Raw genomic sequence first — 20,780 nt, 5'->3', positions numbered from 1 at the left:
AATTGTTTAGTTAAAATCCGCTGCAGTCAATTCAGGGTTAATTTCAAGATTAGTAATTTTAGCTTCAAGTGGCACCGGAATCATCGCTGACTTGATCGTCTGTGTCATAGGAATCAAAACATCATTTTTCTCCTGGTAATCACTGTAGAAAGTATCCCCTGAAATAGGATTCTCATTCTTGATCTTCAATCCGGACTCTACTGAGTAATAGTTGGTCACGGTAGAACCCATAGGAGTGGTCACAATTACCTTGTACGCAGGAGTTCCCTCCACATCCTTGATTCCGTCTAGCTTTAAGGTATATCCCATTGTTTCATAATGAAGTTCAGGTAAAAAGTATGTGCCCAACTTTGCCGCATCTACCTGCTCGTCTGTCATAGCAATAGACTGACCTTGCACACTTGCTGTACCCTTTCCGTCTTTAACTACCGAGGTCTGCATCACATTACCGCCTACAAGGGTCTGCTGTGCAAAGCGCATATTCGCATCGTCATGGATCAATGTTATAGTCAGCTGCGTCCCCATCACTTCTGCTTGCATTTCTATTTTTGCAGCTTTAATGGCTTTAACATTTTTCTCTCCTCCGATTGCATCTATGTAATTTGCAATAACTTTTTCAGAAGTCATATCTGCATCCACCGCCGCCATTTCTTTAGCTGGAAAGCCCATATTGTCATACATAACAACCTCTCCAAATTGGGCCAATTTATCCTTGATCGCTGCACCATTGCCTACGGCCATAATGTAAAGCTTGTCAGGGTCTATTAGCTTATCAGCAGTTTGGTTAATGTCCTCTACGGTCAATGCATTCATTTTCTGCAAATACGTCTCGTAATAGTCCTTTGGAAGATCATATCTTTCGATATTTAAAGCAAAGTTTGCAATCGTCGCGGGGCTTTCTAGCGACCTGCCAAAGGAACCCGCAAGGTTCGCCTTCGCCTTATCCAATTCCTCCTGGGTCACCCCGTCTTCTATTAGCCGCCTGATTTCGTAGATAAATTCTACCACAGCGGAATCTGTCACTTCCGTACGTACAGAAGCACTAGCGGAGAATTCTCCAATAAGTTTATCAGCAGCGAAAGAAGAATATGCCCCGTAAGTGTAGCCTTTGTCTTCACGAAGGTTCATAAAAAGCCTAGAAGATGATCCACCACCAAATATCTGGTTTAGTACTCTACTAGAGATATAATCCTCGTCACCAAGTGTCAAATCAATCGGCTGAGCGATATCAATCACGGTTTGCACAGAAGAACTGCGATCCACCAAGCCTACTATGTTTTTGCTAGCTGGGTCTGGAGAATCATAAGTAAACTTTGGCACATCGCCGGGCTCCCAGTCACTAAAATATTTATTTACTACTTCCTCAGCCTCTGATTTACTCATATCCCCTACAATGGCTAGGTATGCGATATTTGGCTTGAAGAAGGTCTCATAATATTTTTTCAAATCCTCAACGGTCACATTACTTAGTGATTCTTCGGTGTTAACTTCCCCATACGGATGATCCTTTCCATAAACCATAGCACTTGACAGTCTTCCTGAAATTGCATTTGGCTCATCTTTGCTGGTAGCTAAGGCAGTGAGTGACTGTTTCTTTAATTTCTCCAATTCTTCTTCTGGGAAAACTGGATTATAAAGCACATCAGCCATCAAATCAAGAATTTTACTCTGATGTTTCTTCAATGAGGAAGCAGAAATAGAAGTAGAGGAGACTCCAAGATTGGCTCCTATAAAATCAACTTCCTGATCGATCTGATCCTTGGTACGGGTAGTAGTTCCCGCCTTCATCATTTGACCAACATATCCGGTCATACCAGCTTTGTCGCCTTCAAATAAAGGATCTCTTTCCAATACTAAAGTGAAAGAAACCCGTGGAAGTTTATCATTTTCCACTACAAAAACTTTCAGTCCATTGTCCAGGGTAAACGTCTCTGCCTCGCCAATTTTTATTATAGGCGCTGGCCCTGCTTTTGGAAACTGACTTCTGTCCACCTGAGCGAAGCTCGCGACAGACACCAAAAGGGTCAAAACAAAAGATATTGTTATTTTTTTCATGTCTTTATAATTTTCTTTCAAAGGTGACATGGAATCTCCCATGGTAAATAATCATCCCATTTCTGGTCCTTCCCGCCATGCTCGATTTCATGTCATTTCGATTGTTAAGGTGAATCAATTACTGAGCTGGTTCTGCAGGCTTTGGCAAATAATACAAAACGACCCGACCATCTAGCGTTAAGTATTCTTTGGCTACACGTTGTAAATCAGCCTTGGTAACTTTGCTGTACGATTCCATTACTTTGTTTACATAGTTAGCTCCACCAAACATCACGTGAGCTTCGGCTAGATTTTCTGCTACCCCTGCCATAGAGGAGTTTCCACTTACAATATTGTTCTCCATGATATTCTGAAGCTTCTCAAAATCACTATCTGAGATCCCTTCTATCTGAACTTGCTTAATAAGCTTATCAATTTCTGTTTCCAGATCATTTGGCTCTACTCCCATATTGGTAATTCCATACATAATGAATATCCCACCATCTTCAAGTTCTAGTGGAATTGCTGCAATAGCCAAGGCTTTCTGCTGCTTATCTACAAGTTCCTTTGTCATTAAGGATGAATTTCCTCCCGTCAGATAGGTGGAAAGCATAGACATCGCATAAGAATCAGCGTCATTTTTAGGTGGAAGATTGTATGCCTGAATCACTGCGGGAATCTGTATGTTATCGTAAACGATATCTCTGATCTCTTCAGTTTTTTTCGGCTCTTCTATCTCAGGTCTATAGATAGGCCTTGTTCCTTTTGGGATTTCTGAAAAATATTTTTTCACCCATTCTTCTGTTTGCTCATAATCAATATCACCGGCAATCGTCAATGTAGCGTTGTTTGGCACATAGAAATCCTTGTAGAATTGCTGAAATTCTTCAATTGAAGCTGCATTCAAATCATCCAGTGAACCAATAGGAGCCCAACGGTAAGGATGTTCGGTATAGGCTCTCTTCAGAGTTTCAATTAAAATACTACCATAAGGTCTGTTGTCATAGCTCTGACGCTTCTCTTCTTTTACCACCTCACGTTGAGTTTCTACTCCCGTCTGATCTACTTTCGAATGAAGCATCCGCTCACTTTCCATATAAAGCGCCAGCTCCAATTCATTGGAAGGCAAGGACTCATAATAGTAAGTGATGTCATTGGAAGTATAGGCATTCAGCGTACCACCATGTGCTTGGATGATATTCATGTATTCTCCACGTTCGATATTCTCAGTTCCTTCAAACATCAAATGCTCAAAGAAATGAGCAAAACCAGTTCTGTCTGGTTGCTCATTCTTAGATCCTACATGATAAAGAACTGAAGTCACCACAATCGGCGTGGTGTTGTCCTGGTGCATGATCACATGCAGCCCATTGTCCAAGTCAAATTCCTGGAACTCAATTTTGGTTTGTGCAAGAGCCTGAACACTTAGCATTCCTGCCACTAACCCCAAAGCAGTAAGTTTTCTCATCATAATATGTTGGAATTTATTCTCATTCATTATTCTAGAAGAAGATCTATCAACACAGTCTTTTCAAAAGCCTAATTCAACGCTGATAAACCCATTCATCACAATTTTACCTTAAAAAAAACTAATTAATCGTAATCTAAAAATTTAGGATAAAATATTAATAAAAAATAAGACCCTGAAAATTAAATTTTCAGGGTCTTATTTTAAGGATTCAATCTAGCTAAAATATCTTTTGCCTCATGCCATTGTAACCTAGGCCCGAATTGCCCTACGATCTTCGAGCTCGCCATGGATGCAAGTTTTCCGCTTGAGGCATAACTGTGGCCATTAGTAATTCCATACATAAAAGCTCCCGCAAACATATCTCCTGCTCCATTGGTATCTATCGCCGTGATAGCATAGGGCTCGATATCAATGAACGTATCTCCGTCGTAGATCAAGGCTCCGTTTTTCCCTTGTGTGATCACAAAGTGCTTAGCTAATTTCTTCATTTCTTCCCTCGCTTCCGATAGATTATCCTTTCCAGTAAAAATCATTGCTTCCTCTTCATTTGCAAAAAGCAAATCCACGCTGGCTCCGATTACCTCAGCCATGGGCTCTTTGAAATACTTCACCATAGCTGGATCAGAAAATGTCAATGCCACCCTCACACCATTTTCCTCTGCTATTTTTTTGGCATGGATCATTGCTTCCTTGCCATTCTCAGAAGTAATCAGGTATCCTTCTATGTATAAATAGTTAGAATCCTTGATTGCTACTTCGTTGACATCAGCGGTAGAGTAAGTCTGAGTGATTCCCAAAAACGTATTCATAGTCCGCTCTGCATCCTCAGTCACCATTACAAGACATTTACCCGTTATCCCGTCAGCCAAACTGGTTTCACTGAGATTGTGCGAAACACCAGCATCTTTCATGTCATTCATGTAGAAATGACCTAGTTCATCATTGGCCACTTTGCAAGAATAATATGCTTTACCTCCAAACTGAGAAACTGCAATGACTGTGTTTCCTGCCGATCCGCCGCATTGTTTTTTGGCCTGCTCGGTATTGATCACCTGCATTAAAGCATTTTGGCGATCCTCGTCCACCAAAGTCATTAAGCCCTTCTCCACAGCATTATCAGTGAAAAACTGATCTTTTACTTTAAACTCAATATCTACTAAGGCATTTCCTATGCCTGTTACATCGTATTTTTTCATTTTTTATTCAGAATTGGAAAATTTAAATTTATTATAGCTGCAACTATGACAGTAAACTTAGCATCCTTGATTTAAAAGCTAGAAGACCGAAGACGGGTGACCGAAGTAGCTGTGAAACTAGTGTTTACCATACATGAGGTCGTTTATTATTTTTTACTGGTGCAATTATGGATATACATTTATTATAAAATTGAAAGATTGAGCTAAGAGGTTGGCTTAAATTCTTTATTCAAAATTCAACATTCTTCATTCGATATTTTGGAAAATTATTCCCAACACTACTTTTCGGCTCGCAAATCGTACTTCGTAAATCGTCAATCGAAAATACGGTGCCTCTCAAAAGGCTTAGTCCGATCAAATAAGTAGCGATAAGTATGGTGAGTCTTGTAAATCTCTGCCAAAAGCTGCTCACAAACACGCATCATCTTGGGATTGAAATCCCCGATCCAGTTCATCTCTATGGTTTTGTAGGGAAAGGAAGGTTTGCCACTCATCTTATCATAGGTGATAATCATTGCACTTTCTACTCCTTTACCTTGATGCTCGGGCACTACACCAAACACCAGACCGAGCATTTTGTTAGGTGGTGAAAAGGTCTTATACCAAAGAAATTTAAGTTTACCGATCAAATCCATTTTTCCATTCACATGCTTGAAGAGCTGGTTGATTTCTGGAATCTGAATGAAAAATGAAACAGGCTCACCTTTGTAAAACCCGAAGTAAATCAACTTTTCATCGATAATGGGCTTCATCTTAGCAAACATCATCTGTGCTTCTTTCAGCGCAAGTGATTTACCCATATGACGTGCCCAGGCTTTATTATATACTGTCATGAAATATTCAGGAGCCTTCTCTTTCAACTCCTTTCCCTTCAGGTAATGAAAGTCGTAATCCGGATCATCCATAATTACCTTTGCCCTGGCTATCATTTTCTCATCAAACCCCAAATTCTGTACAGGTCTAGCATAGGTAAATTGCTTGAAGTAAATCTCAAAACCATAATCCTCAAAGAACTTCTGGTAGTACTTGAAGTTCCACGGCATGTTATAGTTTGGTTCGGTGAATCCATCCACAAGTAATCCCCACCATTTGTCGCGTTCCCCGAAGTTGATAGGGCCATCCATGGCCTCCATCCCCTCGCTCTCCAGCCATGTTTTTGCCGTGTCGAAAAGTAAAAAAGCAGCGTCCTGATCATTGATACATTCAAAGAAACCCAAGCCACCAGTTGGTTGCTTTTCCTTCATTTTTGGATTGATAAAAGCCGCCACACGTCCGATAGTTTCGCCTTTATCATTTTGTAAAAGCCAGCGCATGGCCTTTGCCCCATTCCGAAAAAGCTTATTCGTTTCTTTATGAAAAAGCCCCTCGATATCCGCGTCAAGAGGCCTGATCCAATTTATTTCGTTTTTATACAACCTTACCGCCATCTCGATGAACTCTTTCTGATGGGCAGGCGTGGTAACTTCGATCAATTGCATTCGGGTGATTTTAGAATGCTAAATTAGGTAGATCGTGTGAAAGGGCAAAAGATGAGTTGTCTTGCTTGTCTAGAAGCTGGGTTAAATTAAACCAAAACAAATCTCTTGTAACCGCTTGTCAAAAAATACCCCCCCCCCCCTGGAAGAACACAGTTAAACTCCTTTACAAATTTTGTAATTAAATTATGTTTCACAATAACTATTGATAAAATTATGAAAAAACTATTTGTATCCATTTTAATTGTAGTAGGAGGAGCTTTGAGCCTATTTATTCCTACAGATGTATTTGCATTACAAGATTATCCATGGTATGAAGAGAATGACTATTGTGGCTTCTCCTCAGGTGGAGCTTGTCAAGCTGTAGTGATTAAATGTAGATATGTAGGTGGTGATTACTGCATAGTGTTTGAACAAATCCCATGTGAAGAAAAATGTCCAAACGCCTACCCATATTAAAATAAAAAGGGATTTCTTTGCAACATTGGCAAAATCACTAGAATTAGGTTTTTATCCAAATCTATCTCCAGGAAGGAGATTAATATCTCCTTCCTTTTAATAATATTTCACCAACATGTATAAATCACTTTTCTTAAGTACTTTACTCTACTTTTTGTTTTCTTGCGAATCAGAAATTAAAGTAACTAATGAATCATCTATTCCTATACCAGTTCCAAATAATACTGAAGAATTATTAAGCTCTTTCATTTCTAAAATTGAGTATTTCTCATTCCCTAAAGAAGCAAGTGTAGTAAAAATAGACAAAGCACAAATATTTGATGATAAATATTTTTTCGCAGATTATGAAATCTCTCAGACCATATCGATCCTCAATACTGACATGAGTTTTGTCGCGAATATACAAAAATACGGCGAGGGGCCAGGTGAATACCTAGCTATCCATGATTTTACAATAAATAGGGATAACAAAACTATTGACATTTTGTCCTTTCGGAAATTAATCCGCTATGATTATCAAGGAAATTTCATTGATGAATTTAAACTCCCAGGGGTAATCACCAAAATTCAGCACATAAATAAAAACACTTATATGGCATACAGGCCTAGCGCAATAAATAAAGACCTCGTTGGCCCAGACAATATATCAATATTATGGACATGGAATGTAATAACGAATGAAATCATACGAATTCCATCACCTGTAGAAGATGTCAAAATACCTTTTTTTACTGAGCGAAATAACCTAAATTTTCAAGATGGAAAAATTCTTTTTTCAACAAATTTTCTTGACACGATATATACATACAGCGAAAATGGAGAAATAATTAGAAAGCATTTCTTTGACGGCGATAAAGAGTATTTACCATTTGATGTTTTAACAAATACAAAAGGTGTACTATCTCCAGAACAACGGAAAAAATTCTATTATCATCATGCAAATTTATTAGAAGATAAAAATCATATTGTGACAAGAATTATAAATGATGGATTATTTTCCAATATTATATATTACAAAGAAAAAAAAGAAAGCATTATTTTTTCGGAATTAACAAATGATATAGATGATGGATATAAATGGATTATGCCTGTAATTCTGAAAGATGGGTTTATAATCTCTACCATTGAAGCACCTTACTTAGTTGAGCACTTCGAAAATGGAAACTTTAAAGAGGACAGTCATTTTTATGATTTCGCAAAAGATTTAACAATCAATTCGCCTGTCGTTCTTACTAAGTATTACTTAAAAAAATAAATCCACTCTAAAAAAATTGTATTGACATTATTAACTATTATTTTTGTATTTCAAAAAACCATCCTATTAAATGATAAACCATAACTGAAATGACTTTCAGATAAATTATTCTTCGAATTTTACCTTTACCCCCTCTCCTAAGGAAGGAAAATAGATATTTAGCTATATTTCAAAAAATAGTTCCTTAGATACTACTGGTAATAAAACATACCTAGGCTAGCATCAAATATACAATTAAAAACGTTGTGTTTTTTTAGATAGAAATAAAGCTGCCTTCAAAAGAATCTTATCATGGATTTCATAGACCACTCTATAGTCAGCGACACGAATTCTATAGGCCTCTTTACCTTTCAATTTCTTACAACCATTGGGTCTGGGGACATCAGCCAAATTAAAAATTACTGACCTTAAAGTAGAAAATAGGGTTCTGGAATCTTGGCTAGAGACTTTATCACTGATTTCTTGATGGCTATCTGATAAGCCATTATTTTTCCTTTCGAAGTCTCTCTATCATTTCAAATGCCTCTTCAAAAGGGACGGCAGGTTCTCCTGACTTTTTAGCCTCATCATACAAGCGCACATCCTCCAAATCTTCAAGCATTTCCACTATGGTTTCAAATTCCTTCACTGAAAGAACCACTGAAATCTTATTCCCAACCTGGTCTGTAATATATTTTGGATTGATAGTCAGCATGATGAAAGTTAACAATTTTGAAATACTCTAGCTAATACGGTAGATTAGCTTTTACTGTTATTTGAATTCCAAACTACAATTATTCCTCCACCTCTGCATACAGATCAAACTCTGTTGCATCAGTCACTTTCACATTTACAAAGTCTCCCACTCTGCAATAGTATTTCGAAGCATCGATCAGCACTTCATTATCTACTTCCACAGAATCGTATTCTGTACGGCCTACGAAGTGGCCGCCTTCTTTTTTATCGATTAATACTTTGAAGGATTTTCCGATTTTCTCCTGATTCAACTCAAAAGAAATCTGCTCCTGAATTTCCATTAGATTATTCGCACGCTCCTGCTTCACTTCCTGTGGAATATTGTCATCCATAGAATAGGCATGCGTATTTTCCTCATGAGAATATGTGAATACGCCCAATCGCTCAAATTTCATTCGCTCCACAAAGTCCACCATTTCTTGATACTCTTTCTCGCCTTCTCCAGGATGACCTGCGATCAGTGTAGTTCGGATTGCGATATCCGGAAGAATATCCCGGATACTGTGTATTAAATTTTCTTGCTTTTCACGGGTTGTTCCCCTTCGCATCGCTTTGAGAACATCCGTCGAACCGTGTTGCAAGGGAATATCCAAGTATTTACAGATGTTCTCTCGTTCTTTCATTACTTCAATTACGTCCATAGGGAAGCCTGTAGGATAAGCATAATGCAAGCGAATCCAATCGATTCCATTCACATCAGAAAGCCTTCGCATCAATTCCGCAAGATTTCTCTTTTTGTAAATATCCAACCCATAATAAGTAGAATCCTGAGCGATTAATAGCAATTCCTTAGTACCGCCAGCTGCTTTGTGTTCAGCTTCTTTCACCAACTCCTCGATAGGTCTGGAGATATGGCCTCCTCGCATTATAGGAATTGCACAAAAAGAGCAAGGTCTATCACATCCTTCTGAGATCTTCATGTAGGCATAATGGGAAGAATGCGTCAACAATCGCTCTCCAACCAACTCATGCTTATAGTCAGCTTTGAATTTCTTCAGAATTGCCGGCAAATCCCGTGTGCCAAAAAATGCATCGACTTGAGGGATTTCCCTCTCTAGATCATCTTTGTAGCGCTGCGAAAGACACCCGGTCACATAGACTTTGTCAACCAATCCTTGCTCTTTGGCGTCAACGTATTGCAAAATGGTGTCGATTGACTCCTGCTTTGCATTATCGATAAACCCGCAAGTATTGATGATAATGATGTTATTATCCTCCGTTCCAGACTCATGGCTCGCATTGATCCCGTTACCTCGAAGCTGGGTAAGAAGCACCTCTGAATCGACCAGATTTTTGGAGCAACCCATAGTGATAATATTGACTTTGTCTTTTTTTAACGTTCTCGCTTTCACAGTTTTCCTACTTTTTGAGGCTGCAAAGGTAGACAAAAAAGCGCGAAGCAACTTTTTGAATTTATAATTTAAGAATTATAAAAAAAGGGAAACGTCTTAGAACACCTCATCGTGAGGTACTGCCTGCCCTGATGTATTGGGCATATGAACTGCTATAATTCTTAAAGTTTACAAGAGATAGGAATTGACAAATTTTAGAAATAACGCTATATTACACCAATAGTATGATGATCGACGTATATTAAGAGTAATTATGGGAACAATACGAAAAACGCTAACCTTCACGGATCAGCAGGATAAATGGATAAAATCTCAGATTGAAGCTGGTGAATTCACAAACGAATCAGAATATGTGCGGCACCTTATCCGCTCAGATCAAGCACGCAATAGCAAATTCATTGAATTAAAGGCTGCCATTCAAGCGGGTATAGATTCAGGTATTAGCGAGAGAGCTATTCCCGAAATCATGAAGGAAGTAGAAGAGCGAATGAAAGCTGATGGGCGCTTATAAACTATCCGCACTGTGTGATGAAGATATAGCCAACATATATGAATTTGGCATAGAACATTTTGGGCTAAAACAGGCCAAAAAATACATTTTTGGTTTACATGAATCCTTTGAATCTCTCGCAATGCAGAATTTCATGGGAATAGATGCCAGTGAATTAATACCAGAACTACGAAGACTGACTTTCAAATCTCATATGATTTTTTATTTCACTACAGAATATGGTTCCTATGTCATCCGGGTTCTCCATCAAAGCATGGATTATCAAAGGCATTTTTCAAAATGATTTCATAAGGAACAACAACAGTATCTATAATTCCACTTAGCGCAAGTCTCATGACTTGTACTTACCACATTACAGTCTTCATACTACCTCCAATAAAGTCGTATCTATTTCTAATCCTGCCTATAAGAATTCTATTAGTTGGAGGATAACTTTTAGCAAACCTTCGAGGTTTGAAAAACCTCAAAGGTTAGAGTCCGACTTCATGTTTAGCGATGTTGGGCATTTTAAATTTCAAATTCTTCATTTTAAATTCCTTCAATACCCCGTTATCCCCTTCAACAACTCAAAAAACCCTTTCTTCCGATTCGAATGGATGCCCCAATCAACAGGAACGCTCTGGTAGCCTTCTTCAAATCCTTCGTCCTTCATGCGGTAATCAAAATACCCCCAAGAAGCGTACGCGGAGACGGCGGCAGTAAAGTTGTTTTTAGGCTGATCAAAATTGAAATGATCATCCTCATTGAATACAATCGGCTTAGGCACATATCCAGTCACATTTCTAGTCTTTTCAACCATCTCCACAATTTTATCCGGATCCGAAACGCCATTTCCATGAAGTAAAATATAATCGGAGGCTCTGACTACATTCTCTCCGGAAATTGTACCACCTCCATAGCTTGTGCTCACTAAAAATCTATAGCCATTTTTCTCCTTGCTTTTCACTAATTCTATTAATTCATGCACGCGCTCTGGTTGAAGAATTTCGTGATCATAGCGCACATTACACTCATTATTTACTTCGATAAGCACGTTTTTATATGCTTTGGCATGAAGCCAGTCAATGACACTATTGACAGCAGTGATGACGGCTGTTTCATCATTCAAGTTTTCATCTTGGCCAAAGTAAAATAAACCTATAATTGGCACCATTCCCAATTCGTCAGCTTTATCAAGAATTCTTTCCAGTCTATTGAAATATTCTAGTCTCAACTCACCGGTTTCTGTGTATGAAGAATTAATCCAGGGCTGACCTTGTGAATAGCCAAAGGGACTTCCTCCTTGTAGGTTGATCGTGAACGAAAGCAAACCATAGGATTTCCATTCTGCCATTTGGCTTACAAACTCATCAGTATTTCGATCTGCATCCCACTTCTTGGTATCTGGATATTCCCAGTTCTTGACAGTTTCCGGATTTAGGTCATCGAAAATCCCCTGAACCATCCTGGAATTCATCAGTAAGCCCTCAATCGGATTTCCTTCCCAAGTCTGCCCAGCATAGGTCAACTCATCATTGATATAGAATTTATCGGAAGAGATACTGACTGTGGTATTTCGGGTAGTTTGGGAAAAAGCGGCAAATATTGAAGAAACATAAATGACAAATAAAAAGAATAAGGTCTTGGGTTTCATAAGTGATGGATTTTGGGTCAATGTTACATTCCCAATTTCCAGTTTCTTTTGGACATCAGCTTATTATCTATCATTTTTTTTCGAATCCCTAGCCAATATTATCTAAAGATCACTTCGCAGGACATATTGATAAACTAAGCTTAACTCGCTTCATGAGTTGGAACAATCGCTTTTTTCTACTTTTGAGACGTACAGCAACTTTTTAACTCCTTGCATTTATTTTTCGCCCCGATTCATATCGGGGCATTTTCGCAAGGCGCTCATTCGAAATTTCATGAGGGAAATGCAGAAGCGATAAGTCCAAAGAAGTCAGCAATGGCTTTCCATTGACATGTAAAAAGTCATCCAAATATTATGTATGAGGCAAAACTTAGATACCAAATTCAGTTTAAGATTAGAGGCCTATAAATCGACCGTTTTTTGAGACGGTATTCTGATATAGGGATCTTGGTGATTCCTTTGAGCTTAGGTTTCCGATTTATTCAGCTTTTATCTTCATTACCAATGGTATTTGCCCTTCTTGTATGAAGGCTCAAACCCATTACCCAACAGCTCAAAATCGGAGGGTAAGGGCGGGAGGGTTACACTCATGTGCTATCTATTTCCAATAAAAATATCCAAAGCAAGCTTGATATGATCGACGAAACCCTTAATTTGATCATAGCAGAGCCCCGAAGACCTGTGGTCATAGTGCTATAATGCCCTAAGTTAGCGGGGATGCTTTAACTACAAGTGTTGAAAGCCATGGTAAGAATTTTACAAATGCCAAATTGAATTCTAACAACATCAGTTTGGAGCAGGAAAATCTTCTTAAGAGCTGATTTCAAGCTTATATCCTTTGCCTCGTATAACAACAATGTTTATGTTCGGATCAAACTCCAGTTTTTTTCTGAGTTTCGATATGAACATATCAAGACTGCGGCCCACGATTACCCCTTCGTCTTCCCATATCTCTTTTTGTAGCCGGCTCCGCTCTATAGCCTCGTTAGGAGACAAAGCAAAGATGTGCAATACACGGGTTTCAGTTTTGGTCAGGTCGATAGTCTTTCCATTTATCATGAGTTTGCGGGTCTCAGCATCGAATGACATGGATCCCAAAGTGAGCAAATCCTTATTCCGACTATCGGGTGAGGTCTTCCGCGGCTGGACAGATCTCAAAAAAATGAATCCAACAAGTCCCAAAAATAATAAACCACCCAAAAAATATTCATTCTTTGCAGTAATGATACCCGTTGGTTTAAATTGAATGTTGACTTTGTAACATCCTATAGGTTGCCTTCTTCCGATACAGGCTATAATGTCATCTTTCTTGTTTTTTGATATAGCATATCCAAACACTATACTGGTATTGTCAGGGCTCACTACGTTCACAACGTAATCACGTGCAAACGGACCATCGGCTAACAAACGTTGGATCGTATTTACGAGGGTGTCGGGTTGAAAACTAAGCTCATTCTCAAAACTGATCTGATATTCATTTTCGGCGATCTTTTTTACCGGAAGCACCCGTGATATACTGTCGCCTGATTGCAAGAGTAGTTCGTGCCCGATTTTTCGAAGTAGAACTTCCTGCCTGGCAAGATCAAAGTCATCACTGCCCAACATGCTGAAACCCACGCAAACCAAAGAGATAAAAATAAGCAGTACCGATCCAAATAGGTAGTTGCGTTTTTCGGAAAGGAGATTTTGCAGGAGATCCATCGTGTCAAAATTTTATTTACAAAGTTTACATTCTTCTTTACAATCAGGATTCTTCGGACGGAAGATATCAAAGTAGATTCGCTGAATCAAATAATTGTAAGGTAATAAAAACGATAAAATGATAAAACACTATTCCGTCCATACTTTATTCTTGATGTTAGCTTTTCTCACCTCCTGTGGACAAAAGCAAACAAACGTACCACAAGATAATATCAAGTCGAATAATGCAGGATACTCTGAGTCGCAACTCAAAGAGGCGGACAGCTCCAGGGTGCCGATGAGTATGGTTCGGAATGTAAAGCAAGCCAGGAACGGAGACATTTTGGTTGCTTCTTACTTAGGCGTGTTTCGATACGATGGAACATCTTTTACCAATCTGACAAGTAAAATAATTTCAGCCCGCTTCGCCAGCTTCTGGGATGTTTTGGAAGATCGAAAAGGAAATCTTTGGTTGGCTTCCAAAGATTCAGGGGTTTATCACTTACCTGCCGGGGAGACAAACTTCCAACATTTTACAACAAAGGATGGGCTTGCCAGTAATATGGTTCTGCACATTTTTGAAGACAAAGCCGGTAATATTTGGTTTGGACCAAGCCGATATGACGGTAAATCTTTTAAAAATTTTACAACCGAAGATGGATTTCCCACTAACAATATTCGCTTACTCTTTGAAGACAAAACGGGCAAGCTTTGGTTTGGCCCTCACCTCGAAAATATGTTTGTTTATGATCCCGGTCTGAATGGCGATCTCGATAGCTATAGGGACGGACAAGGAAAAGGATTTACCGTTTTAAAAAACAAAGATGGCAAGGCGTTTAACAACGTTTGGTCAATCATTGAAGATAAAAAAGGCAACATTTGGTTCGGTGACCTTTACGGTCTTTGGCGTTATGACCCTTCGGCTTCGCTCAGTGCAGAAGGCAATGCTTTTACACACGTTTCGGAGAGAGGGGCCTATTCAATAATCCAAGATAAAAAAGGAAATATCTGGACTACCGGTGAAGTCAAACTCTATGGAAACGTCTGGGCACTTTCACGTTATGATGCAGAGTCCTTGTACAATGAAAAGCCCACCGTAACCGAAATAATGTCGCAAACAGGAATGCTTTTGGGGATTTTAGAAGATGCGAAAGGAAATATTTGGTTTGGCTCTGGAGGTGGATTGTATCGTTATGATGGAAATACCATCACGGATTTTAAAAGTGCCGCTGGTCATTGAATAGCTAAATTATGAAACACCTACAAGTATATGCTCTGTTCCTGATGCTTGTTTGTCACACCTCCTGTGGACAAAACCAAACGAAGGAACCAAAAGAGAATATTAACTCTATAGCTATCAAGTCCGAAATCAAAGACTCGATCACTACAAACGTTTGGGATATCAAGCAAGATAGAAATGGGAACATTTGGTTTGCTGCAAGTGATGGTGTTTATCGATACGATGGAAAATCGTTTACTAATATCACAGGTAAACTGATCTCAGTCCCCATCTTTTCTATTTTAGAAGATAGAAAAGGAAATTTTTGGTTCGGTACCTATGGCTCAGGTGCTTATTATTACGATGGAAAATCCTTTCAAAATTTTACAACCCGGGATGGGCTTGCACATAATTCGGTAATGCCTATTTATGAAGATAAAGATGGCATTATTTGGCTTGGCACCAGTGGTGGAGTGAGCCGTTATGATGGGAAATCGTTTCGAAATTTTACAACCTCGGATGGACTGACCAATAATGATGTTCATGCTATCGTTCAAGACAAAACAGGAAAAATTTGGTTTGGAACACGGGGTGATATCACCCTTTATGATGGAAAAACATTTACCACTCTTACCGATAAAACCGGCAAAACTTTCAGCAACGTATGGGCTATAATCAAAGACAAAAAAGACAATATCTGGTTCGGTGCCGATGGTCTTTGGCGCTATGACGGCAGTGCCTTTACCCAAATTGATCAGATGGGTGCTGGTGTTATAATAAAAGATAAAAAAGGAAACGTCCTGACTAGTATAGGTGGTCCCATTTTCCGATATGATGAACAGTCATTGTCTGATAAAAAGCCACATGTAACAGTAATAAAGACAAAATATGAAGGGCGTAGAAATCTGCCTTTTGGAATGTTAGGGGCTGATGATGGAAGTATTTGGATTGGATCTGACCGTTTTAGCTATGATGGAAAGACCCTCACAATGTCGAAGTGAATTCGCTAAATTAATTCTAATAGAATATGAAAAATAAAAGAAAAGTTTTGGCCTGCCTGATTATCCTGTTAACAGTGGCAAGTTATTTAGCCGTACAGGCTCAACAAAAAAATGACAGCCAACGCGCTGACTTTTCCGGTGTTTGGAAATCAAATGAGTCGATAAGTATGGGCGGTAATATTGTTTGCAGCTATGACGAGGGGGATCGTATGCTCTCCAAAACAATGAAAATAATAGAGCAGGCAGATTTTCTAACCATAGAAGTTCCGAACCCGTCTTCTGACGCAGCTCTGGCTACAAGCAAAGAGAAACTGGCTTTCGACGGTAAAGAAAGCCAAATTAACCATGGCCCGGAAAGAGGGAAGAAGTTTAGCGTGATGCGGTCAGCTGATCGACAAACTATGACTGTTAACTCAACTGTACACCTGATGGCCTCCAATCCTTATAAAGTAAATCATCCTCGGGAACAAATGCTTGTTTACGTAACAGAGGTTTGGAAATTGAGCAATGATGGCAAGTCTATTACTGTTCAGACCAAAGCAAAATCAAACATGTACGACAGGGAGCGTTCCTGGACGACCGTATTCGATAAAGCCAATTAGTTTTCAACGACGTATTTGTGCAAGCCTGAAGCAGTTCGGGCTTTTTTAAACATGCTCATTCACCCTTTGGCTTTTTACTTCCTTCCTGTAACTTAGAATGGAAATCATCATTCCATGGAAATCACTATTCAAACCCTAGCGTTTGACCGCAAAAATATTTCAGACAAAAAGCTGCTGGAGCTTTATGAATCACTTATAATACCCAGAAGAATCGAAGAGAAAATGCTGATTTTGCTTCGCCAGGGTCGCATTTCCAAATGGTTTAGCGGCTGGGGTCAAGAAGCCATTTCTATTGGCGTTGTAAACGCCTTGCAAGCTGATGAGTTTATCCTTCCAATGCATAGAAATCTTGGGATTTTCACTGGTAGAAACATGCCTTTAGAACGGCTATTTGCTCAGTTCCAAGGAAAAAAATCTGGCTTCACAAAAGGGCGGGACCGCTCTTTTCACTTTGGTTCAATTGAGCATCATGTAGTGGGAATGATTTCACATCTTGGCCCACAATTGGCAATCGCAGACGGAATAGCTTTGGCAGATACACTTGCTAAGGAAAGGAAAGTGACCGTTGCTTTTTCTGGGGACGGCGCAAGTTCAGAAGGGGATTTTCACGAAGGCTTGAATGTGGCGGCCGTCTGGAAGTTGCCTGTTATTTTTGTGATAGAACATAATGGCTATGGACTGTCTACGCCAAGTGAAGAACAGTTTGCGTTCAAACATTTCACCGAAAAAGGACCTGGATATGGAATGGAAGCGATTCGAATTCAGGGAAACAATGTACTGGAAGTCTATACTGCGATCAAAAGACTAGCTGAAGATATCCGTGAAAATCCCCGTCCGGTTCTGGTGGAAGCCATCACTTTTCGAATGCGCGGTCACGAGGAAGCTTCCGGGACTAAATACGTCCCAAGGCAGCTCATGGAAGATTGGAGCAAATTGGATCCAGTAGAAAACTACGAGAGCTATTTGGAAGAAATCGGGGTTCTTGGTGAGATGGCGAAAGAACGCATCAATAAAAAAGTCAAACAAGCCATCAACGAAGCCTTAGACATTGCTTTCGCCGAGCAAGCCATTTCGCCTCTTCTAGAAACTGAGCTAGCAGATGTTTATGCACCATTTTCACAGCAGACATATTTACCTTCAGAAAGTGGCTCCAGATCCTCTAAACGATTTGTCGATGCTATTTCGGACGGATTGCGCCAATCCATGGAAAAGTACCCAAACCTTATTCTCATGGGACAGGATATAGGAGAATACGGGGGAGTTTTCAAAATCACTGATGGATTTAAAACTCAGTTTGGAGCTGACCGGGTGAGAAATACTCCGCTATGCGAAAGTGCAATTATAGGTGCTGGACTTGGTCTGTCAATCAGGGGCTTTAAAGCGATGGTTGAGATGCAATTCGCAGACTTCGTAAGTGTTGGCTTTAATCAAATCGTGAACAACCTCGCAAAAATTCACTACCGCTGGAGCCAGCAAGCAGATGTAGTCATCAGAATGCCAACGGGCGCAGGAATGGCAGCTGGGCCTTTTCACTCCCAATCCAACGAGTCCTGGTTTTTTCATACCCCAGGCTTGAAAATCGTCTATCCTTCAAATCCCTACGATGCCAAGGGCTTGCTGAATGCAGCCTTTGAAGATCCAAATCCTTACCTCTACTTTGAGCATAAAGGAATGTATAGATCTATAATTTCTGAGATTCCAGATGAGTATTACACAGTAGAAGTTGGTAAGGCAAATTTGGCACAAGAAGGAAATCAAGTCTCTGTTATCACCTATGGAATGGGCGTTCATTGGGCGGTGAAAGCAGTGGAAGAATTAGGTATTTCTGCTGATATCCTGGATTTGCGTACTCTTTTGCCTTGGGATAAAGAAGCAGTAACAGCAACTGTGAAAAAGACTGGAAAGGTTATCTTTCTTCAGGAAGATTGCCAGACGGGAGGAATCGGTGCTGAGATCTGCGCTTGGATTTCTGAGCATTGCTTTGAATACTTAGATGCTCCCGTGATGCGGGAAGGAAGTTTGGATACTCCAGTTCCTTTTGCGCCAGCACTAGAAAATCAATTTCTCCCTGTGGAACGGTTTACCTATAAGCTGAAGGAATTGATTGCATATTAAACTCTCCCTTTCAAAGAAGTTAAATCTGAGCTCTGAGCAATTCCAAAAACTTCCGATCCAGCTTCTCTCCATACCAATCTTCATATTCCACGTCTTTTCGGCCAGAATTCAGTACTCCGAAAGTTCCTGAAAATTCCCAGATTCCAAAGCCAATTTCATTTTCCTTCAATACAGTGAGTACATCACCAAACCAGCTAAGGAACACCTCATGTGGGGTTTCATTATAACAACCACATTCACCACAATGCACACCTACTCCCTGATCGATCAAGGCTTTCCAAGGAGCATAGTATTCACGGATATTATCGATTCCCAACACTCTTTCTCCTTGTGTCAATGGCCAATCTACAGGCGGAACACTTTCCGGATCCTTATACACCCATCCAGCTTTATAATGTGAAATCGGAAAAGGATGATAGCCTCGACAGCTTTGCGCCAGCTCCAAATCCGCCAATTCAGGCATAGCCGTGCCGCCTCCACCATTTCCATCTGCAATCACCAATCGCGATTTTTTCACGGATTTAATCGTATCAAGAGCCGCTTCAGCTACGCGATGATAATCTACCATATCCACTGGTCCTCCTGGACTATGCTGATCATTGGGATCGGCACGCTGATAGGGTTCATTGACCAGATCGAAGCTCAATTTCTTCTTAGAAATCCCTTTGTATCGGTTTGCCCACATTTCCCAATGTGCACAGAATGCATCCTGGGCCTCCTGATCTTTCCAGAGATTATAAGGCTCCACGAAACCGGCATTGATACAAAAGCCAGGTGCTCTGTGCAGATTCAAACTCACATGCAATCCTTGAGAAATACAGCGCTCTACTAGTTCATCCACCTTCTCCAAGCGACTTTCATCAAAATTCAACACCTCATCCGGTCTTATCGGTCTGGATCGATCTATATCCAGATAGCTAGGATAGGAAATAGGAATGCGGGCAAAATCAAATCCCCAATCTGCTATCCATTTCACATACTCTGGCTTTGTAGGCCTACCTCGATCTGGATGATCCGAGAAAAAGTCAAGTAGGTTAAAACCTTTCCAGGCTGGCAACTTGTTTTTGGATTTGGCCACTTCGGCAAAAGCCTGAAGTGAAGAACCTGCAGCCAAACTTAGTCCTGTGCTGAGTAAAGCTGATTTCTTAAGAAAATCCCTACGGGAATCTGAGGTATTCATGGGCTATTGTAGGTTTGAAAGGCTCAAGATAATAAAGTCTTACAGATCAGGTAGTAGTTTAAAAAATAAATAACCGCGTCTAGCATGATTTTGCAAATCAACTAAACAAATTCCTATAGGTATCCCGTATGTTATACAAAATACTAGCCATGCGAAAACCTATACTTTTCCTTATCTGTTTCATTTTATCAACTCCGCTCCTCGCACAGTTCTTTATTGCAGGAGGACATTTAAATGGCGGTGTACCTGTGTCTATTCTTAAAAAAGAAGTAAATAATTTGTTTTTCCCTTCCATTTCTGGGATAGTACTATATGAATTCAGGGATCACCCTGTTCAGGTAGGATTAGAGTTAGTCTATGGAGTATATGGCACCAAGGTAGAGGTGCGTGACGATCTTTATCCCGGATTTATAGAGAAGTTTAGAATCAGGCGAAACAATAATTACACTTCAGGAATGGCTGTATTCCGATACCTACCTTCTGTGACCAGCAGGATCACGCCTTTCGTTGAAATCCAAGCGGGAGCAAATTACTTATACTCAAGATTCAAAATACGTCCATCCTTTTTTGAGGAACCAGTAGAAGCAGGCAAAGACATGGAAGATTGGTCATTTGGATATAAGATCGGCGGAGGTGTTCAGTTTCCAATCCCAGGCATTGATGGAGGAAAGCTTGAATTGAGGCTTAACTATCAAGATGGAGGAAACATGCGGTTCTTAACCAAAGAAGACACTAACTATTTACCGGATAAAGGCGATGGAGAATTTGAATACAATCCACGTCAAAGCCCTCTTCAGCTGATTACAGCTTCCGTGGGGATAGTGGTGTATGATGCTTTTAGGTAAAAAAACCTGTTACCACT

At 39.9% G+C, this 20,780-nt stretch carries 19 protein-coding genes; 9 read left to right on the top strand and 10 right to left on the bottom strand.

Features of this window, described 5'->3' with window-relative positions:
- Positions 1-6: 6 nt before the first annotated feature.
- The 4 genes from U3A58_RS14885 to U3A58_RS14870 all read right to left on the bottom strand — a co-directional run bounded on the left by U3A58_RS14885 (position 7) and on the right by U3A58_RS14870 (position 6,179).
- Entirely contained in the window at positions 7-2,055 is a 2,049-nt protein-coding gene (locus tag U3A58_RS14885) for a M16 family metallopeptidase (RefSeq protein WP_323824623.1), read from the bottom strand.
- Between the two features lie 118 nt (positions 2,056-2,173).
- On the bottom strand, positions 2,174-3,502 hold the full coding sequence (locus U3A58_RS14880; RefSeq protein ID WP_323824644.1) for a M16 family metallopeptidase: 1,329 nt from the start codon (positions 3,500-3,502) through the stop codon (positions 2,174-2,176).
- 203 nt (positions 3,503-3,705) lie between these two features.
- The gene (locus U3A58_RS14875) at positions 3,706-4,701 is read right to left on the bottom strand and encodes an adenosine kinase (protein ID WP_323824621.1); all 996 of its coding nucleotides are present in this window, start codon (positions 4,699-4,701) and stop codon (positions 3,706-3,708) included.
- A 314-nt stretch (positions 4,702-5,015) separates the two neighbouring features.
- The gene (locus tag U3A58_RS14870; RefSeq protein ID WP_323824619.1) at positions 5,016-6,179 is read right to left on the bottom strand and encodes a hypothetical protein; all 1,164 of its coding nucleotides are present in this window, start codon (positions 6,177-6,179) and stop codon (positions 5,016-5,018) included.
- Positions 6,180-6,392: 213 nt separating this feature from the next.
- On the opposite strand from U3A58_RS14870, the gene U3A58_RS14865 reads away from it, so the two are divergent.
- Together U3A58_RS14865 and U3A58_RS14860 are read left to right on the top strand one after the other, a co-directional pair.
- Positions 6,393-6,635 carry a hypothetical protein gene (locus tag U3A58_RS14865; RefSeq protein WP_323824616.1) on the top strand — a complete coding sequence of 81 codons (243 nt, stop codon included), beginning with the start codon at positions 6,393-6,395 and terminating at the stop codon, positions 6,633-6,635.
- A gap of 115 nt (positions 6,636-6,750) precedes the next feature.
- Positions 6,751-7,890 carry a 6-bladed beta-propeller gene (locus U3A58_RS14860; protein WP_323824613.1) on the top strand — a complete coding sequence of 380 codons (1,140 nt, stop codon included), beginning with the start codon at positions 6,751-6,753 and terminating at the stop codon, positions 7,888-7,890.
- A gap of 234 nt (positions 7,891-8,124) precedes the next feature.
- Here the strand turns inward: U3A58_RS14860 and U3A58_RS21865 are convergent, their stop codons facing one another.
- The 3 genes from U3A58_RS21865 to rimO all read right to left on the bottom strand — a co-directional run bounded on the left by U3A58_RS21865 (position 8,125) and on the right by rimO (position 9,977).
- Positions 8,125-8,349, bottom strand: coding sequence for a type II toxin-antitoxin system RelE family toxin (locus U3A58_RS21865; protein WP_416377309.1), 225 nt, complete (start codon positions 8,347-8,349; stop codon positions 8,125-8,127).
- A gap of 25 nt (positions 8,350-8,374) precedes the next feature.
- Positions 8,375-8,584, bottom strand: coding sequence for a hypothetical protein (locus tag U3A58_RS14855; protein WP_323824611.1), 210 nt, complete (start codon positions 8,582-8,584; stop codon positions 8,375-8,377).
- Positions 8,585-8,663: 79 nt separating this feature from the next.
- Positions 8,664-9,977 (bottom strand): 30S ribosomal protein S12 methylthiotransferase RimO, encoded by a 1,314-nt coding sequence (gene rimO, locus U3A58_RS14850; protein WP_323824610.1) that lies wholly within the window; start codon positions 9,975-9,977, stop codon positions 8,664-8,666.
- A gap of 253 nt (positions 9,978-10,230) precedes the next feature.
- Here rimO and U3A58_RS14845 point away from each other — a divergent pair, with 253 nt between their 5' ends.
- Both U3A58_RS14845 and U3A58_RS14840 read left to right on the top strand, forming a co-directional pair.
- Positions 10,231-10,488 (top strand): type II toxin-antitoxin system ParD family antitoxin, encoded by a 258-nt coding sequence (locus tag U3A58_RS14845; RefSeq protein ID WP_323824608.1) that lies wholly within the window; start codon positions 10,231-10,233, stop codon positions 10,486-10,488.
- The gene (locus U3A58_RS14840) at positions 10,475-10,771 is read left to right on the top strand and encodes a type II toxin-antitoxin system RelE/ParE family toxin (protein WP_323824606.1); all 297 of its coding nucleotides are present in this window, start codon (positions 10,475-10,477) and stop codon (positions 10,769-10,771) included. The genes U3A58_RS14845 and U3A58_RS14840 overlap by 14 nt, the downstream gene beginning before the upstream one ends.
- A 255-nt stretch (positions 10,772-11,026) precedes the next feature.
- Here the strand turns inward: U3A58_RS14840 and U3A58_RS14835 are convergent, their stop codons facing one another.
- Together U3A58_RS14835 and U3A58_RS14830 are read right to left on the bottom strand one after the other, a co-directional pair.
- Entirely contained in the window at positions 11,027-12,121 is a 1,095-nt protein-coding gene (locus U3A58_RS14835) for a hypothetical protein (RefSeq protein WP_323824604.1), read from the bottom strand.
- Between the two features lie 810 nt (positions 12,122-12,931).
- Entirely contained in the window at positions 12,932-13,822 is an 891-nt protein-coding gene (locus tag U3A58_RS14830) for a winged helix-turn-helix domain-containing protein (RefSeq protein ID WP_323824602.1), read from the bottom strand.
- A gap of 118 nt (positions 13,823-13,940) precedes the next feature.
- On the opposite strand from U3A58_RS14830, the gene U3A58_RS14825 reads away from it, so the two are divergent.
- The 4 genes from U3A58_RS14825 to U3A58_RS14810 all read left to right on the top strand — a co-directional run bounded on the left by U3A58_RS14825 (position 13,941) and on the right by U3A58_RS14810 (position 18,738).
- Positions 13,941-15,041, top strand: coding sequence for a ligand-binding sensor domain-containing protein (locus U3A58_RS14825; RefSeq protein WP_323824600.1), 1,101 nt, complete (start codon positions 13,941-13,943; stop codon positions 15,039-15,041).
- Between the two features lie 11 nt (positions 15,042-15,052).
- Positions 15,053-16,021 carry a ligand-binding sensor domain-containing protein gene (locus U3A58_RS14820; RefSeq protein ID WP_323824599.1) on the top strand — a complete coding sequence of 323 codons (969 nt, stop codon included), beginning with the start codon at positions 15,053-15,055 and terminating at the stop codon, positions 16,019-16,021.
- Between the two features lie 26 nt (positions 16,022-16,047).
- A complete protein-coding gene (locus tag U3A58_RS14815) occupies positions 16,048-16,623 on the top strand; it encodes a hypothetical protein (RefSeq protein ID WP_323824597.1) in 576 nt (191 codons plus the stop codon).
- A 114-nt stretch (positions 16,624-16,737) separates the two neighbouring features.
- Positions 16,738-18,738 carry an alpha-ketoacid dehydrogenase subunit alpha/beta gene (locus U3A58_RS14810; protein ID WP_323824595.1) on the top strand — a complete coding sequence of 667 codons (2,001 nt, stop codon included), beginning with the start codon at positions 16,738-16,740 and terminating at the stop codon, positions 18,736-18,738.
- A 19-nt stretch (positions 18,739-18,757) separates the two neighbouring features.
- Here the strand turns inward: U3A58_RS14810 and U3A58_RS14805 are convergent, their stop codons facing one another.
- Positions 18,758-19,918: a glycoside hydrolase family 5 protein gene (locus tag U3A58_RS14805; RefSeq protein WP_323824593.1), complete on the bottom strand. Its 1,161-nt coding sequence runs from the start codon at positions 19,916-19,918 to the stop codon at positions 18,758-18,760.
- 149 nt (positions 19,919-20,067) lie between these two features.
- Between U3A58_RS14805 and U3A58_RS14800 the strand changes: the two genes are divergently transcribed.
- A complete protein-coding gene (locus U3A58_RS14800) occupies positions 20,068-20,763 on the top strand; it encodes a hypothetical protein (protein WP_323824590.1) in 696 nt (231 codons plus the stop codon).
- The last annotated feature ends 17 nt before the right edge of the window (positions 20,764-20,780 follow it).

The organism is Algoriphagus persicinus, from assembly GCF_035156415.1.
In the GTDB taxonomy this organism is placed as follows: Bacteria; Bacteroidota; Bacteroidia; order Cytophagales; family Cyclobacteriaceae; genus Algoriphagus; species Algoriphagus persicinus.
Note: the sequence above shows the minus strand (reverse complement) of the source record. Positions and strands in the feature narration are given on the sequence as shown.